Raw genomic sequence first — 15,513 nt, 5'->3', positions numbered from 1 at the left:
CCCGGGCATGGAGAGCTGTACATGAGAATCCTCTGGATTGTGCCCTACCTGCCGTGGCCGACCACCAGCGGCGGCAAGACGCGGCAGTACCATTTGCTGCGCACCTTGAGTGAGCGCGGGCATCGCATCACGCTGCTGGCGCAATCGAAAACGCCGGCCGATGACGCGGCGCATGCGGCCTTGGAGCCGTTACTCGAACGCCTGATCGTCGTTCCACGCCGGCCGCTGAAACATCCGCTGACCCTGCTCGGCGGCCTGTTCGCGCCCTGGCCGCTGTTGACCACGGTCAACGGCCTGTCGGCACCGTTGCAGGCCCAGTTTGCGCAACTGTTGAATGAGCGCTGGGACGTGATTCAGGTAGAACACAGCTACAGCCTGCAGCCGTTTCTGCGCACCTTGCAGCAGCAACGGCGCGAGTTTGTGCTGACCGAGCACAACCTGGAATCGAGCCTCGGCGGCGCCACTTACGACCGTTTCCCCAAGTGGGCCGCACCGTTTGTACAGTATGACCAGTGGCGCTGCCGGCAATGGGAACGCAAGGCGTTCGATGCCGCCGCTCATGTGGTCGCCGTGACCGAGGCGGACGCTCAGGCCATGCGGCCGTTGTCCTCGACGCCGGTAAGCGTGGTGGTCAATGGGGTCGACAGCCGCGCCTTTGCCGAGGTCAGCGCCAATGCGCAGAGCCAGCGCCTGTTGTTCGTCGGCAATTACGAGTACGCACCGAACCTGGACGCCGTGCAGTGGCTGCTCGACGAGATCTTCCCCAGGCTCTGGTTGCAGTGCCCGAGCGCACGCCTGGCAGTGGTCGGCTATGGCTTACCCGAACACTGGCGCGAGCGCTGGCCCGATGAACGTATCGAGTGGCTGGGGTTTGTTCCCGACCTGTGTGCCTTGCAACGCCGCTGCGCCGGTTTTGTCGCCCCGTTGCGCCATGGCGGCGGCTCCAAGCTCAAGGTGTTGGAGGCGATGGCCGCCGGCTTGCCGCTGGTGAGTACGGCCCAGGGCGTGTCCGGGTTGGCGGTACAGCCACAGGTACATTACTTGGCCGGCGAAAACGCTGAGGCCCTGGCCGACGCCGTTGTGCGCCTGCTGGATGAACCGGCGCTGGCCGGGCGACTGGCCGATGCGGCACGCGACTACGCGCGGCAATACCACGACTGGGCGGTGGCGGCTAATGAACTGGAGCACCTCTACCGCAGCTTGCTCACCGCCAAGGAGTCTCAGCCATGCGTGTAGCCCTGGACTATCGCCCCGCCACGGTTGCGCCGTCTTCAGGCATCGCCCGCCAGGTCGTGGCCCTGGAAGACGCCCTGCGCGCGCGGGGCAACACCGAGGTGGTGCTGTTCAGCGAAGCGCCCCTGGAGCATCCGCAGCGCCAGACTGCCGTTTGCCCGGCCTGGGCCAGCCCGCTGGACGGCCTGCAACGCCCACAAGTGCGCCTGCGGTTCGAGCGCGGGTTCTTGCCCAGGGCGCTGCACGAGCAGCAGATCGACCTGTACATCGCCACCGCCAATATGGGCTTGCCGCTGTGCCGTAAACCCGCCGGCACCCGCTATGTACTGGTGCTGCATGACCTGTTTCAGTTGACCCACCGCAACTTCCATCGCTCCAAACTCAAGGCCCTGGCCTACCGCCTGATCGACGGGGCCTCGATTGCCTGGTCGGTGTGGCAGGCTGATCGGGTGTGGTGCCCGTCGCAGTTTTCCTGCAATGAAGCCGCGCGCCTGTTCCCCTGGGCACGGGCCAAGTTCCGCGTGCTGAACAACCTGGTGCCTGAATTGAATGCAGCGCCAGAACCGCTGCCCGCCAACCTGCCGGCGCGTTACTGGCTGGTGGTGGGCACGCGGGAGCCGCGCAAGAACATGGAGTTCTTTCTGCGCCAATGGCAGGCCTGCCGTGCGCTGAACCCTGATGTGCCGGACTTGGTTCTGGTGGGCCACGCCAGCGATGTACCGGCGGCACTCGGTGAGCTGCCGGGCCTGCATTGGTGCAGCGGTTTATCGGACGGGCAACTGCAAGCGCTCTACTGTCATGCGGCGTGCCTGTGGCAGCCGTCCTATGCCGAGGGCTTTGGCTTGCCGGTGGTGGAAGCCTTGAGTGTCGGCACGCCGGTAGCAGTGGCACGCGGCAGCGCCCTGGATGAAATCGCGCCGCCCGACGCCCCGCGCTTCGCCCCCCATGACGCCGAGCAATTGCACAAGGTCATGCAACAACTGGCAGGCGCCGAGGCCACGCAAGACGGCGACACACACCGCGCCTGGGCCCGGCAATTTGCCGAACCGGCCTATCGCGCGCGCCTGGACACTTTGCTCAAGGAATTGGACCGCTAATGCTGCCAGGAAAATTCGTCAGTCTGCTGCTGGGCCTTCTGTTCGGCGGGTTGCTGTTGGCCCTGTCGCCGATCAAGGTCATGCTGGTGGTGGCCGGTGTGGCCGTGGCCTTGACCCTGATCCGCTTTCCCCTGTGGGGCTTGCTGATTTTCGCGGTACTGGCCACCAGTATTCCCTACACCACCTTGCAATTGGGCATCCGCACCACCGTCAGCGAGGCGGTGCTGGGGCTGACCTGGGTCGGGGTGTTCTGGCAATCGTTCATCGGCAAGACGCGTGGCTTCATGCTGTGGCGACCGACCGAGCGGGCGCTGATGTGGCTGATGCTGTTCAGCACCATTCCGTTTATGTGGGGCATGCTGATCATCCATGCCGAAGGCAACGGCCCGGTGAACTGGGTGCGCTGGCTGATGAACCTGTCGATGTTGTTTATCGTGCCGCTGTTGCTGCGCACCGACGCCGACCGCGACAAGGTGGTGGTCGCCCTGTTGCTGGGTAACCTGGCGATGCTGCTGCTGTCGATCTTCATGTTCCTGAAGACGCGCAATGCGATGTCGATGATCGATATTCTCACCGACCTCAAATACGCCCACCCGGAAGCGGTGAAGGATATTTTCTCTGCCAACTACACGCGCATGGCCTCGCCCTGGGTGCACCCCAACCTGACCGGTGGCGTGCTGGTGCTGTTTATTCCCCTGGCGCTGTTCTATGGCTGGACCCGCAGCGGCTGGCGTCGGGCCCTGGGCCTGGCGGTGGCGGTGCTGGGGTGTGCCGGCCTGCTGCTGAGTATTTCCCGTGGTGCCATCGTGGCCCTGGCGCTGGTATTGATCTGGCTGGCCTACAAGCGCGTGCCGAACAGCGGACGCATTATCGGTATCGGGGCGGCGTTCGCCGTTGCGCTGGTGATGTTCTATCCGCCGTTGCAGGAGCGCTTGCTGACCATCTTCTCGACCACCAACGCCAGTACCGAAATCCGCTTTGACGAGTACGCCCGGTTCCCCACCGCCATGGCGACCTACCCCCTGGGGATCGGCTTCAAGATCGACCCGCCCGTGCCCGGCTCCAATCTGTTGGGGATCTCCAACCTGTGGCTGAACTTCATCTACAAAGTCGGCATTCCAGGGATGCTGCTGTTTATCACCGTCACCCTGTTGTGGTGGCGCGAAGTGCGCCCCCTGGGCCAGGTGCGCAAAGTCACCGCCGACAATGCGCTGTGGCTGGGGTGCCTCTGTGGTGTGTTGGCGGCACTGCTGACGGGGATTTTCGACCATTATTTCAGCTTCACCTTTGTACTGATCGCGCTGTTCTGGCTGTTGATGGGCATGAGCCTGCAACAGGTGCGTCTGCGCCCCTCCATTACCGCCCCTGTTGCTGCTATTGCGCCAAAGGATAACCAACCATGAAGCACCGGATGATCCACTCCACCGACTTGCGTGACCGCCTCCCCACGCTGGCCGCTGAAATGGGCGTGAGCCTGCCGGACCTGGAAGAGGCGCTGGACTGGTGCCTGGCCAACGACGTGGTATTTGAAGAAGGCGAAGGCGACAACAAGCGCTTCTGGATCAGCTCCATCGATCTGGAAACCGCGATTGAGCACCCGGTGGCGCGCCGCCTGTTCCACCGGATGAAACAGGACCTTGCGGCCCAGCTACTGCCGCGTTACGGCAAAAACTGGGCGACCGTCAAAGACCGGTGGCGCAGTGTCTGGGACATGGCCTACAACATCTTGATCAACAAGATCCCCAGCCACCATGTACGCATCGCCTGGCTGCGCCTGGGTGGCGCGAAGATCGGCAAGGGCTCCAGCTTGTGGCGTAACACCGAGGTGCTGGGCATGCACAATCTGGTGGTCGGCGACGATTCGGTAATCGGTTGGCATTGCCAGGTGGACGCCCGTGCCGGGCTGGTGATCGGTAACCACGTGGCGATCGCCTCCCACGTGCTGATCATCGCCGGCAGTCATGATTTGCAGGCTCCGGAGTTCTGGTCGATTTCCGGGCCGATCTACATCGACGACTACGTGTGGATCGGCAGCCGGGCGTTGATCGGCTATGGCACGCACCTGGGCTATGGTTCAGTGATCAGCGCCAATACCGTGGTGGCCAAGGCAGTAGCCCCCTACAAAATCATTGGCGGTTCCGGGGCCAAAATCATGGGCGAACGTTGCCATGATCTGAACTACAAGGTGGGTGGCAAAGGCCTGTTCACCCTGTTTCACTGATGTTCGGCAGCACGCTCTGGCTGACCATCGCAACCCTCGCAGGGCTGGTCGCCGGTTTCGCCCGCGAATGGCTGCTGGTGGCGGCCTGGGGCGCGGGCAGTCGCAGCGACGGGTTTCTGGTGGCGGTGTTTTTGCCCGAAGCATTGCGCATGACCCTGGCCGCCGGCCTGCTTGCGGCGGCTGCCCTGCCCCTCTATCAACAACGCGACCCACACCGCCAGCAGGCCTGGCTGGCCAGCCTATCCCCACGCCTGCTGGGAGTGGGCCTGGCGCTGTTTGCCGTACTGGCGCTGGGCGCGCCACTGTGGGTGCGCCTGATCGGCCCCGGCCTGGACGTGGCGGCCCATGCCGAAGCCGCCGCTAACTTGCGTTGGCTGGCAGCCTGTGCGCCGGGCCTGGTGATGCATGGGCTGTTCAGTATTCCCTTACAGGCACGCCAACGTTTTGTCCTGCCGGGCCTGGGCTCTTTACTGTTCAATCTGCCACCGGTGCTGTACCTGTTTATCCGTGGCAGCTCCAGCGACAGTGCCGAACTGGCCATGAGCTTTTTTGCCGGCAGTGTGTTGATGTGCCTACCGTTGCTGGTGCCGGTCTGGTCTTTCGGCTGGCGGCCGTGGCAGATCAGCGGCGACCCGCTGGCAGGCCGCGAATTGCTGGGCCGCATCGGCCCGTTGTTGGCCAGCAACGTGGCCAGCCAGGGCCTGGCGCTACTGGAGCGATTGATCGCCAGTTTCCTGGGGGAAGGCGCGGTGACGTGGGTTAACCTCGCACGCAAGCTGATCAACCTGCCATTGATCGCCCTGATGAGCCTCAACCAAGTGCTGCTGGGCATGATGAGCGGCGAACAAGGTCAGCAGCGCCTGGCCCTGCTGCGTCGCGGCCTGGATGCAGCGACCCTGCTGAGCCTGCCTGCGGCCTTCGGCCTGATTGGCGCCAGCCCCACGCTGATCCATCTGCTGATGCCCGCCCAGAGCGTCGATGGCCCACTGCCGGCGCTGCTGGCCTGGTTCGCCACGCCTCTGGTGTTTGGCGCCTGGAACGCGATGCTCGCTCGCTATGCCTATGCCAGCGGCGACACGCGCCTGCCGCTCAATTGCGAACTGCTGGGCAGCCTGGTCAACGCCGCCTTGCTGGTGGTGCTGCCCTATTGTATCGGCCTGCCGGGGATCGCCTTGGCGGCGTTGGGTGGCGTCGTGGTGACGAACTTGTTGCTGATGCACCGCCAGCAACTGCTCGGCCAACTGGGCTGGCCATTGCAGTGGGGCTTGAGCGGGGTGCTGTTGGGTGTGGCGGCGCTGGCCCTGCACCCCTTGCACAACGATGGGTGGCAGTTGGGGTTGAGTAGCCTGGCCGGCGCGCTGGTGTTGGTGGGGTTGGGGCTTTGGCTCAAGCCGTGGAAAGCCTGAGGCCGGTTCCCACCAGAACGGTGGGAGGGGACCTGTTCAATCTTCCAGCGGCTTGGGGGCTTTGTTGCCGGGCTTGGCGGGCTTGGTGCCCTTGGCCGCAGCCGCTGGCGCGGCTGGAACAGGCTCCGGCTCCGCAGGTGCGGCAAGCTCCTTTTCCGCCTGAGGCATCTGGTCAATGGCGCTGAAGAACTCCTTCAGGTCAAGGCTGTCCGGCGGCACGGTTTTTTCGAGTTTCTTCTCACCGTCCTTGCCGATCAGAATCACCTTGGTGCCGCTGCCGACGCCGAGCTTGAGGGCGCGGATCAGCGCGTTGGTTTCAGGCGGCGTGAGCTTTTTGCTGTCCTTTGGGTCCTTGGCGAACTTCTCTCCTTCAGCGCCAATGCTGCCGAACTTCACGGTATAGAACACCATGCTGCGCTCTTCGAAGGACTGCTTGGTGGCAGCCTCTTCCAGTTGTTTCTTCAGCGTTGCCAGTGTCGGGTTTCCAGCATCAAGCTCCACGACCACCAGGGGGCGCGTCTTGCCCAACTCCTGCTTGAGCGGATTATCATCAGCGGCCAACAACGGCCCCGTAAAAGCCATCAAGGTAGCCAGGGTCAGCGACCGGATGAGCATGCGCACCTCCTTTGAATTCCATGCAGGGTTCTTGAGTTTCATGTCTGCGACAGCCAAATTCAAGGATGATTCCTACAACACCTTGAGAAGCGTAGGTCAGGAAGCCCGCTACGCAAGGGCTTGGACAGTGGCCTGGTCATTGTTTCTTCCGGTTACGAGACCTTCCACTGCGGCCAATGCCGGGCAAAAACGGGGGCCACGACAGGGTCGGCATCTACCCGCTCCAGGCTCTGCGCAAAGCCCGGCGCCAGGTTGCCGAGCACCTCGCGCGCGTCGTCCCAACGCGATACCGCCGCCGCCATGATGCCCAGTGCATTCGGCGCGTTGCTGGGTGTAAACAGTTGGCCGGCAAACTGATCGGCAAACACGACCCAGGCCTGATGCAGGTAGCGCCGTGTGCCGCTGACCAGTTGTGCTTGCTGCACCTCATCGGCATTGCCCAACCAGCGTTGCGGGTAGTCGATGATGCCGATCGCCGAATAGCAGTTGGCGGCGATGTACAGCAAGCCGCGCAGGATCTGCGTACGATCGCCAGCCAGCAACTCGGCCTTGGGATACTCCAGGCCCAGGTGGATCAGAATCGCGGCGCTTTCGGTCAGTACCTGGCCATTTGGAGTGACCAGGGTGGGGATCTGCTTGAGTGGATTGATACGTGCAAGGGCGTCGCTACCCTCGCCGTCCTGCCAGGAACTGGCCTGCACGCGATGCCACGGCACTGCGCAGCGCTGCAGGGCGATTTCGATCATGCAGGATCCGGATTCGTCGGTGCCGTAAAGGGTGTACATGGGCGTTTCCTCCTGAGCGATGGGCAATATTGAGCCTGTGGTGATTACCTAGAATAGCCCCATCTGCCCGCCTACCAGGGTACCGAAATCGTCATTCACGAACGGCAGGATTGCGTCAGCCACGGGCTGCAATTGGCGCGTGACGTAGTGGTCGTAGTCGATGGGTGCCTGCCGCACTTCCAGCGGTTCCGGGCCGTTGACGCTGATCACGTAGCTGATCCAGCCACCGCGCTGGTACTGGCGCGGGCGGCCCAGGCGATCGTTGTACTCGTCCGCCAGTCGCGCGGCGCGTACGTGGGGCGGGACGTTGCGTTCGTAGTCGTGCAAGGGCCGGCGCAGGCGTTTGCGGTAGATCAGCAACTCATCGAATTCGCCGCTCAAGGTACGCCGCACGTAGTCGCGTATGTAGTCCTGATGGGGTTGGCGATGGAAGATGCGTTGGTAGAGTTCCTGCTGGAATTGCCGGGCCAGGGGCGACCAGTCGCTGCGCACGGTTTCCAGGCCTTTGTAGACCATTTCTTCGCCGCCATCTTCGCGCACGACCAGGCCCGCATAGCGCTTTTTGCTGCCCTCCTCGGCGCCACGAATGGTCGGCATCAGGAAGCGGCTGAAGTGGGTTTCGTATTGCAGCTCCAGGGCGCTTTGCAGGCCGTACTCGTTGCTCAGGTGCGCGCGCCACCAGTCGTTGACGTGCTGCACCAGCGCCAGGCCGATGCGATTGGCGTCCTGCGCAGAGTGCGCGCTGCCCAGCCAGACGAAGGTGGAGTCGGTGTCACCGTAAATCACCTCGTACCCTTGGGCCTCAACCAGCGCGCGGGTCTGGCGCATGATCTGGTGCCCCCGCAGGGTGATCGAGGATGCCAGCCGGGTGTCGAAGAACCGGCAGCCGCTGGAGCCGAGCACACCGTAAAAGGCGTTCATGATGATCTTCAGTGCCTGGGACAACGGCGCATTGCGCTCGCGCTTGGCCTCTTCGCGGCCTTCGGACACTCGGGTGACGATGGACGGCAGGCAATGCCGGGTGCGGGAGAAGCGTGCGCCGCGAAAGCCTTCCACCGAGTCGCTGTCGTCAGGATGCTTGAGGCCTTCGATCAAGCCGACCGGGTCGATGAGGAAACTGCGGATGATCGATGGGTAAAGGCTTTTGTAGTCCAGCACCAGCACCGATTCATAGAGGCCCGGGCGCGAGTCCATGACAAACCCGCCGGGGCTGGCTTGGGGCGGTTTGTCACCCAGGTTCGGCGCGACGAAACCCTGGCGGTGCATCAACGGCATGTACAGGTGGGTGAAGGCGGCCACCGAGCCGCCGTTACGGTCGGCCGGCAACCCGGTGACGCTGGCGCGTTCGAGCAAGAACTTGAGCAGCTCGGTCTTCTCGAAAATCCGCGTGACCAGTTCGCAGTCCTTGAGGTTGTAGCGCGCCAGGGCGGGTTTGTCCTCGGCGAACATGCGGTTGATTTCGTCCATGCGCTGGTACGGCGTGGAGATGTCCTTGCCTTCGCCAAGCAGGGTTTGCGCGACGTTTTCAAGGCTGAAGGATTCAAAACTCCAAGTGGCCGAACGCAACGCTTCGATACCGTCGATGATCAACCGCCCCGCCGCCGCCGCGAAGTAGTGATTGCGGCTGCCGTGTTCGCGCCAGGCCATGGTTTCACCGCCACGCCCCAGCAACAGCGGCACGTTCAGGCGCTGGGCGTGTTCGTGGAGTACGCGCAGGTCGAACTGCACCACATTCCAGCCGATGATCGCGTCGGGGTCGAAAGTGGCCAGCCATTGGTTGAGGCGCTCGAGCAGTTGAGCACGGGTGTCGCAATAGTCGAGCTTGAAATCCACCGCGTCGGTTTTGTTCGGCGGGCCGAGCATGTACACCTGGCGCTCGCCGCAGCCTTCGAGGGCGATGGAATACAGATCGCCCTGGGCGGTGGTCTCGATATCCAGGGACACCAGCTTCAAGGGCGGGCGATAGTCGGGGGCAGGCTTCATCTGCGCGTCGAGCACGGTGCCGCTTGCATCAGCGGTGCCCCCGAACCAGACGGGAGCGGTGATAAAACGCTCCATCATGTAGCGCTCCGGCGGGCGCACGTCACCTTCGTAGACATCGACTCCGGCAGCGCGCAGGCGCTTCTCGATATCCATCAACTGGCGGTGCTGGCGCGCATAGAGGCCCAGAACCGGGCGGTGATGAAAGTCGCATAGCTGCAAGGGGCGCAACTCGAGATCACGTTCACCCTTGAGCAGCCAATCGAGCGGCTTGCGGTGGGCTTGCGGGATGAACACCACCGAGGTCTGCACGGGTAGGCGAATGCACCGTGGCCCTTGGTCGGTGGCCAGCCAGAAGCTGACCTCGGTACCCGCCGGGGTATCGCGCCAATGCCGGGTCAGGACAAAACCCTGCTGTAAATCCACCGTACCGCACCTCAAGAATCGCGTTCAGGGCGTAATTCTACTCGGCATCCGTACAAACGCGTCGGGTAAACGCACACGCAGTGCGCGATCGCATAAATTTGTTGCAGAACATTAATGGTAATTACTATCATTTGCGCTGGAGCCGTATCCGCGCAGTGAGGAAGCGCGACGTTGTTGTCCACTTCCTCCTAGTGACGGTTCGCCGTCAGGATCGACCATGCCCATCTGTCACCCTCTCGCTGTGCCGTTTCGCCCTGCCCTGCTTGCCATGTGCTGCTCCCTGAGTGTTACGGCACAGGCGGCCCCCCCATCGACGTCAGACACCGTGCTGGAGCTGGGTGCCACCCGCATCAATGCCGAAGCGCCGGCGCCCACTGCGCTGCCCCCCGAGTTTGCCGGCGGCCAGGTTGCACGTGGCGGCCAACTGGGTGTGCTGGGCAACCAGGACATTATGGATGTGCCCTTCAGCATGTCCTCCTACACCGAGAAGTTGATTCGCGACCAGCAGGCAGAAACCGTTGGCGACGTGCTGCTCAATGACTCCTCGGTGCGCCAGGCCTCGGGGTATGCGAACCAGTCACAGACGTTCATGATCCGTGGCCTGCCATTGAATGGCGACGACATTTCCTATAACGGTTTGTACGGTGTCCTACCGCGTCAGATCATCTCCACCGATGCCCTGGAGCGGGTGGAAGTGTTCAAGGGTCCCAATGCCTTCATCAATGGCGTCACGCCCACCGGCTCGGGCATCGGCGGCGGTGTGAACCTGCAACCCAAGCGCGCCGATGATGTGCCGCTGCGTCGTTTCAGCACCGACATCAGCAGCGATGGCCGGATTGGCGAGCACCTGGATATTGGCCAGCGCTTTGGCGAAGACAACCGTTTCGGCGCACGGGTCAACCTGTCCCAGCGCGAAGGCGATACCGGCATTGATGATGAGAACCAGCGTTCGAAGCTGTTTGCCGTCGGCCTCGACTACCGCGGCGATGCGTTGCGCTTGTCCGGTGACTTTGTGTATCAGAAGCAGCGTATCAACGGTGGGCGCAACTCGGTCTTTCTCGGCAAGATCACCCACGTACCGGATGCCCCTTCGGCAGACACCAACTACGCACCGAGCTGGAGCAGTACCAACCTTGAGGACACCTTGGGCATGCTGCGCGCCGAGTACGACCTCAACGAACACTGGACCGCATACGCGGCAGCCGGCGCCAAGCACAGCCGCGAAATGGGGCGCTACTCGTCGGTGACCCTGAGCGATAACCTCGGCAATGCCAGCGCCAGTGGCTCGACGATCGCCCACGAAGAAAACAACACCAGCGCGATGGGTGGGCTCAATGGCAAGTTCCAGACCGGCCCCGTCAGCCATCGGCTCAACTTTGGCTTGGCCGGCATCTGGACCGAGGCGCGCAACGCCTATGTGTTCGCCAGCGCAAAAACGGCAACCAACATCTACCACCCAGTGACCGGCGCGCCACCGGCCCTCAATAGCCCGCGCAATACCCCAGGTACCGACTTCAGCGATCCGACCATCACTGGCAAGACGTTCGTACGCAGCCTCGCGGCATCCGACACTTTAGGGTTCTTCGACGACCGCTTGCTGGTGACCGTCGGCGCACGCCGCCAGCAGATGGTGGTACAGAGTTACAACTACATGAGCGGCACCCGCACGGCCAATTATGACGAGTCGATCACCACGCCGGTATACGGCATTGTGTTCAAGCCTTGGGAGCATGTGTCGCTGTATGCCAACCGTATCGAAGGCCTGGCCCAGGGCCCGACATCGCCGCTCAAATCTGGCAGCCTCACGGTCATCGGTGGGGGGCAGGCTTATGCGCCTGCACGGTCCAAGCAGATCGAAGCGGGTGTCAAAGTGGACATGGGCTCCTATGGCGCGACCTTGGGTGTGTATCGTATCGAACAGCCAGGCGCGGGTTATGCCGAAGCCATCGACGCCACCAGCGCCCGCTATGTGCGTGAAGGCCTGCAGATCAACAAAGGCGTCGAGCTGAACGTCTTTGGTGAGCCCGTCAGCGGCCTGCGCCTACTGGGCGGAGTGACGCTGATGAATACCGAACTCAAGGGCACACTCAACGGCGCCAACGACGGCAACCGCGCCATTGGCGTACCTTCATTCCAGCTCAACGCCGGGGTGGATTGGGATGTGCCGGGCTTGCAGGGCGTGACGCTCAACGGCCGTATGCTACGCACCGGCGGCCAGTACGCCGACGCAGCCAACGAGCTGAGCCTGCCGGCGTGGAACCGCTTCGACGTGGGTGCGCGCTACACCTTCATGCTGCAACAGCGCGAGGTGACTGTGGGTGCCACGGTGGAGAACGTGGCCAACGAGAAGTATTGGGAATCGGCCCAGGGTGGATTCTTGAGCCAGGGGGATCCGCGGGTGGCGAAGTTGTCGGCGACGATTGATTTCTGAAAACGTAAAAGAGCTGGGGGCAGAACTCCCCCTGCGCCCCATCACTTTATTGGGGGCTTGCTCAGATAATCTTCGATATTGCTCATTTGTTCGTCCCAGCCACGGGAGTTCATCTTGAAGGCTTTCTGGCGCCGCGCTTCGGGGATCTGGTCAAAACCGGACTCGACGACCCGCAAGAGGATGCCTGGAGCGCGATCCTCAATCGTGAACTCCACCAGCGTCGGTGTTTCCTTGTCGTAGTCGACGCCCTCTTCCACTGCGAAAGGATGCCACCAGAAAGAAAACAGCGTTTGCGGCAGGATGCGTTCGATCCTGGCCTTCCACACGACATGTTCGTAACCTGGGTAGGTAATTGGCGCTTCGATGGTTTCTCCGGCCACAAAGGTTTTACCTTTAAGCGCGATACCGAACCAGTTACCAAATTGCTCGGCCTGCGTGAGTGCCTCCCAGACCTGTTTACGTGATGCGTTGAGCAGCACTTTGCGTTCGATGCGATCTAATACGTGCATGAGTCACCTCCTTCACTAAACACTAGGCGACATCAACCAATGCGCAACCTTGCGTTGTGCGCGATGATGATGATCCCCTCCTTGCCTGGCCATAGGTTATGACTGACCCACTGAATGGAAGTTGCTTGTGCAAAGGTGTGCGTTACCAAGTCGACAGCCTGGACATGCCCATCAGCCACTGCCACTGCAAAAGCTGCCGCAAGGCACACGCGGCCGCGTTTGTTGCCACGGCCGGGGTGATGCGTGAGCATTTTCGCTGGACCCAGGGTGAGGAGCTGCTGTCGTCCTTTGAATCTTCGCCGGGCAAATTCAGGCATTTCTGCTCGCGTTGCGGCGCGCATCTGATTGCTGAACGTGGGCATCAGCCCCACGTGATCGTGCGGGTGGCGACGCTAGATGATGATCCGGGCGTCAGGCCCACCTCGCATATCTGGACAGCCCATGACGTGCCTTGGCTGGCCTATGACGGCGTAGCGCGCTGGGACGAGTGGAGGGTTTGAGTCAAACCCGTGGATCACCCGGTGCCTTGGCCGGCGCCGCATATTGCGGCTTGAGGTGGCCTTCCTGGTCGAGCAGCCAGGCATCCATGATCTGGCGCACCACAGGCCCGGCTACACGGCCGCCGGCCTCACCGTTTTCGATCATAACTGAAATCACGATTTTCGGATGTTCGGCCGGCGCGAAGCCGACGAACAAGGCGTTATCGCGATGCCGCTCCAAGGTCTTGTTGCGGTTGTAGCGCTCACCCTGTTTGATCGCCACCACCTGGGCGGTGCCACTCTTGCCGGCGATGCGGTATTGCGCGCCTTGCGCTGCCGCTCGGGCGATACCGCGGGGATCGTGCATCACCAATTGCATGCCGTGGTTGACCTGCTCCCAGTCACGCGGGTCCTTGAGCACCACGTTGGGCATTGGGTGCTCATCTACAGGCGCCACGCCATTGATGGTCTTGGCCAGGTGCGGGCGGTTCCATACACCTTTGTTGGCAATCAATGCTGTGGCCTGGGCCAATTGCAGTGGCGTCACCTGCATATAGCCTTGGCCAATGCCGAGGATCACGGTTTCGCCTGGGAACCACGGCTGGCGACGGGTCGCACGCTTCCAGGCTTGGGATGGCATCAGGCCGGCAGACTCTTCGAACATATCCAGGGACACTTTCTGGCCCAGGCCGAACTCGGCCAGATAGTCGTGCAGGCGGTCGATCCCGAGCTTATGGGCCAGGTCGTAGAAGTAAGTGTCGTTGGAACGCATGATGGCCGCGTCCATGTCCACCCAGCCGTCACCGCTGTGGTTCCAGTTGCGGTATTTGTGGTCAAAGTCTGGCAACTGATAGTAACCCGGGTCGAACACTCGGGTTTGTGGGGTAACGACACCGCTGTCGAGACCGGCAATGGCCACTTCCGGCTTGATGGTTGAACCTGGCGCGTAGAGCCCGCGTAGCACGCGGTTGAACAGCGGCCGGTCAATGGAGTCGTGCAGCGCGGCGTACTCCTTGAAGCTGATGCCGGTGACGAACAGGTTCGGATCGAAACTCGGTTTACTGACCATAGCCAGTACTTCACCGGTTTGCGGGTCCAGGGCGACCACTGAACCGCGACGGTCGCCCAAGGCCTCTTCGGCGGCTTCCTGTAGCTTGACGTCGAGGCTCAGGACGATGTTTTTGCCAGGGATCGGATCGGTGTGCTTGAGCACGCGCAGCACACGGCCCTGTGCGTTGGTCTCGACCTCTTCATAACCGACATGGCCATGCAGTTCTGACTCGTAAAAGCGCTCGATTCCGGTTTTGCCGATGGATTGGGTACCGCGGTACTCCACCGAATCCAGGGTCTTGGATTCTTTTTCGTTGATGCGGCCGACGTAGCCGATGGAGTGGGCAAAGTGCGCGCCCAGGGGGTAGTGGCGAACGAATTGTGGCTCGACGTCCACACCAGGTAGACGGAACTCGTTAACGGCCAAAACGGCGATCTGCTCTTCGGTCAATTCGTAGAACAACGTGACGGGAACAAACGGGTGACGGGCCTGCTTGAGCGCCTTATCAAACACCGCACGGTCTTCGGCAGGCAGGTGCAACAGATTGACGATTTCGTCCAGCTCACCCTTGAGGTCGGCGGTGCGCTCACGGGTGATGGTCAGGTTATAACTCGGGCGGTTGTCGGCCAGCACCACGCCATTACGGTCGTAGATCAACCCGCGAGTCGGTGTGATGGGCAGTACGTGGACCCGGTTGTTTTCCGAAATTGTGGAGTGGTAGTCGTACTGCACCACCTGCAGGAAATACATGCGCCCTACCAGCGCACAGGTGATCCCAATCACCAGCACCGCACAGGCGAGCAAGCGCTTGTTGACCAGGCGGTTTTCTTTTTCGTGATCTTTGATAGGTATCGGTTCAGGCATTTCTACAGCATCTCGTTGGAAAAGGTCGACGCCGCATCCTGCGGATAAGGATCAATCCTTGTGAAAATGTGCTGCACCATAGCAAAAATGCAGAAACACTTTGTATCGAATTCCCTCAACGGCAGCTTATTTAATGTTGCCAGAAGCGCTGGAATTTTCGAGCGCCCAAAACAAAACCCCTGTTTGCGTTAGCAAACAGGGGTTTCGGAATTTAATCTTGACGATGACCTACTCTCACATGGGGAAACCCCACACTACCATCGGCGATGCATCGTTTCACTGCTGAGTTCGGGATGGGATCAGGTGGTTCCAATGCTCTATGGTCGTCAAGAAATTCGGGTACTGAGTCGTGGCCAGTTGGCCTCGCTTCAGCAAATTGGGTATGTGATACATCGTGGTGTTTTGTGAGCGTCGAA

Annotated in this window: 12 protein-coding genes and 1 rRNA gene; 7 read left to right on the top strand and 6 right to left on the bottom strand. The window is 61.7% G+C overall.

The genetic code is table 11. The features are described 5' to 3' along the window. The first annotated feature begins 21 nt into the window (after positions 1-21). From BMH52_RS06585 to BMH52_RS06565, 5 genes are read left to right on the top strand one after another with little or no spacing between them, the layout of a single operon-like run. Positions 22-1,236, top strand: a complete 1,215-nt coding sequence (locus BMH52_RS06585; protein WP_072435703.1) for a glycosyltransferase family 4 protein — start codon at positions 22-24, stop codon at positions 1,234-1,236. Further along, entirely contained in the window at positions 1,227-2,330 is a 1,104-nt protein-coding gene (locus tag BMH52_RS06580; RefSeq protein WP_073843225.1) for a glycosyltransferase family 1 protein, read from the top strand. Before BMH52_RS06585 ends, BMH52_RS06580 begins: the two co-directional genes overlap by 10 nt. Further along, complete coding sequence (locus tag BMH52_RS06575; RefSeq protein ID WP_073843222.1) at positions 2,330-3,733, top strand: O-antigen ligase; 1,404 nt, start codon at positions 2,330-2,332, stop codon at positions 3,731-3,733. The genes BMH52_RS06580 and BMH52_RS06575 overlap by 1 nt, the downstream gene beginning before the upstream one ends. Then, the gene (locus BMH52_RS06570) at positions 3,730-4,551 is read left to right on the top strand and encodes an acyltransferase (RefSeq protein WP_014717831.1); all 822 of its coding nucleotides are present in this window, start codon (positions 3,730-3,732) and stop codon (positions 4,549-4,551) included. The genes BMH52_RS06575 and BMH52_RS06570 overlap by 4 nt, the downstream gene beginning before the upstream one ends. Then, positions 4,551-5,957 (top strand): lipid II flippase MurJ, encoded by a 1,407-nt coding sequence (locus BMH52_RS06565; protein ID WP_032903756.1) that lies wholly within the window; start codon positions 4,551-4,553, stop codon positions 5,955-5,957. The genes BMH52_RS06570 and BMH52_RS06565 overlap by 1 nt, the downstream gene beginning before the upstream one ends. Before the next feature lie 36 nt (positions 5,958-5,993). Here BMH52_RS06565 and BMH52_RS06560 read toward each other — a convergent pair whose 3' ends face one another. The 3 genes from BMH52_RS06560 to BMH52_RS06550 all read right to left on the bottom strand — a co-directional run bounded on the left by BMH52_RS06560 (position 5,994) and on the right by BMH52_RS06550 (position 9,763). Then, entirely contained in the window at positions 5,994-6,572 is a 579-nt protein-coding gene (locus BMH52_RS06560; RefSeq protein ID WP_019818734.1) for a DUF4174 domain-containing protein, read from the bottom strand. Between the two features lie 152 nt (positions 6,573-6,724). Continuing rightward, the gene (locus BMH52_RS06555; protein WP_014717828.1) at positions 6,725-7,357 is read right to left on the bottom strand and encodes a glutathione S-transferase N-terminal domain-containing protein; all 633 of its coding nucleotides are present in this window, start codon (positions 7,355-7,357) and stop codon (positions 6,725-6,727) included. Between the two features lie 48 nt (positions 7,358-7,405). Further along, positions 7,406-9,763 (bottom strand): DNA polymerase II, encoded by a 2,358-nt coding sequence (locus tag BMH52_RS06550; RefSeq protein WP_032903753.1) that lies wholly within the window; start codon positions 9,761-9,763, stop codon positions 7,406-7,408. A gap of 217 nt (positions 9,764-9,980) precedes the next feature. Here BMH52_RS06550 and BMH52_RS06545 point away from each other — a divergent pair, with 217 nt between their 5' ends. Next, positions 9,981-12,194 (top strand): TonB-dependent siderophore receptor, encoded by a 2,214-nt coding sequence (locus tag BMH52_RS06545; RefSeq protein WP_072435706.1) that lies wholly within the window; start codon positions 9,981-9,983, stop codon positions 12,192-12,194. A 41-nt stretch (positions 12,195-12,235) separates the two neighbouring features. On the opposite strand, the gene BMH52_RS06540 is transcribed toward BMH52_RS06545, so the two are convergent. Next, a complete protein-coding gene (locus tag BMH52_RS06540) occupies positions 12,236-12,703 on the bottom strand; it encodes an SRPBCC family protein (RefSeq protein ID WP_072435707.1) in 468 nt (155 codons plus the stop codon). A 98-nt stretch (positions 12,704-12,801) separates the two neighbouring features. On the opposite strand from BMH52_RS06540, the gene BMH52_RS06535 reads away from it, so the two are divergent. Then, positions 12,802-13,203 (top strand): GFA family protein, encoded by a 402-nt coding sequence (locus tag BMH52_RS06535; RefSeq protein WP_073843220.1) that lies wholly within the window; start codon positions 12,802-12,804, stop codon positions 13,201-13,203. 1 nt (position 13,204) lies between these two features. Here the strand turns inward: BMH52_RS06535 and mrdA are convergent, their stop codons facing one another. Both mrdA and rrf read right to left on the bottom strand, forming a co-directional pair. Further along, on the bottom strand, positions 13,205-15,097 hold the full coding sequence (gene mrdA / locus BMH52_RS06530) for a penicillin-binding protein 2 (protein ID WP_014717825.1): 1,893 nt from the start codon (positions 15,095-15,097) through the stop codon (positions 13,205-13,207). Between the two features lie 215 nt (positions 15,098-15,312). Then, a 5S ribosomal RNA gene (rrf, locus tag BMH52_RS06525) occupies positions 15,313-15,428 on the bottom strand. Positions 15,429-15,513 lie beyond the last annotated feature (85 nt).

The sequence above is a fragment of the Pseudomonas sp. BTN1 genome, assembly GCF_001907715.1.
GTDB classification, from domain to species: Bacteria; Pseudomonadota; Gammaproteobacteria; order Pseudomonadales; family Pseudomonadaceae; genus Aquipseudomonas; species Aquipseudomonas paracarnis.
The sequence above is the reverse complement of the archived record's forward strand: the minus strand, read 5'-3'. Positions and strand labels throughout refer to the sequence as shown.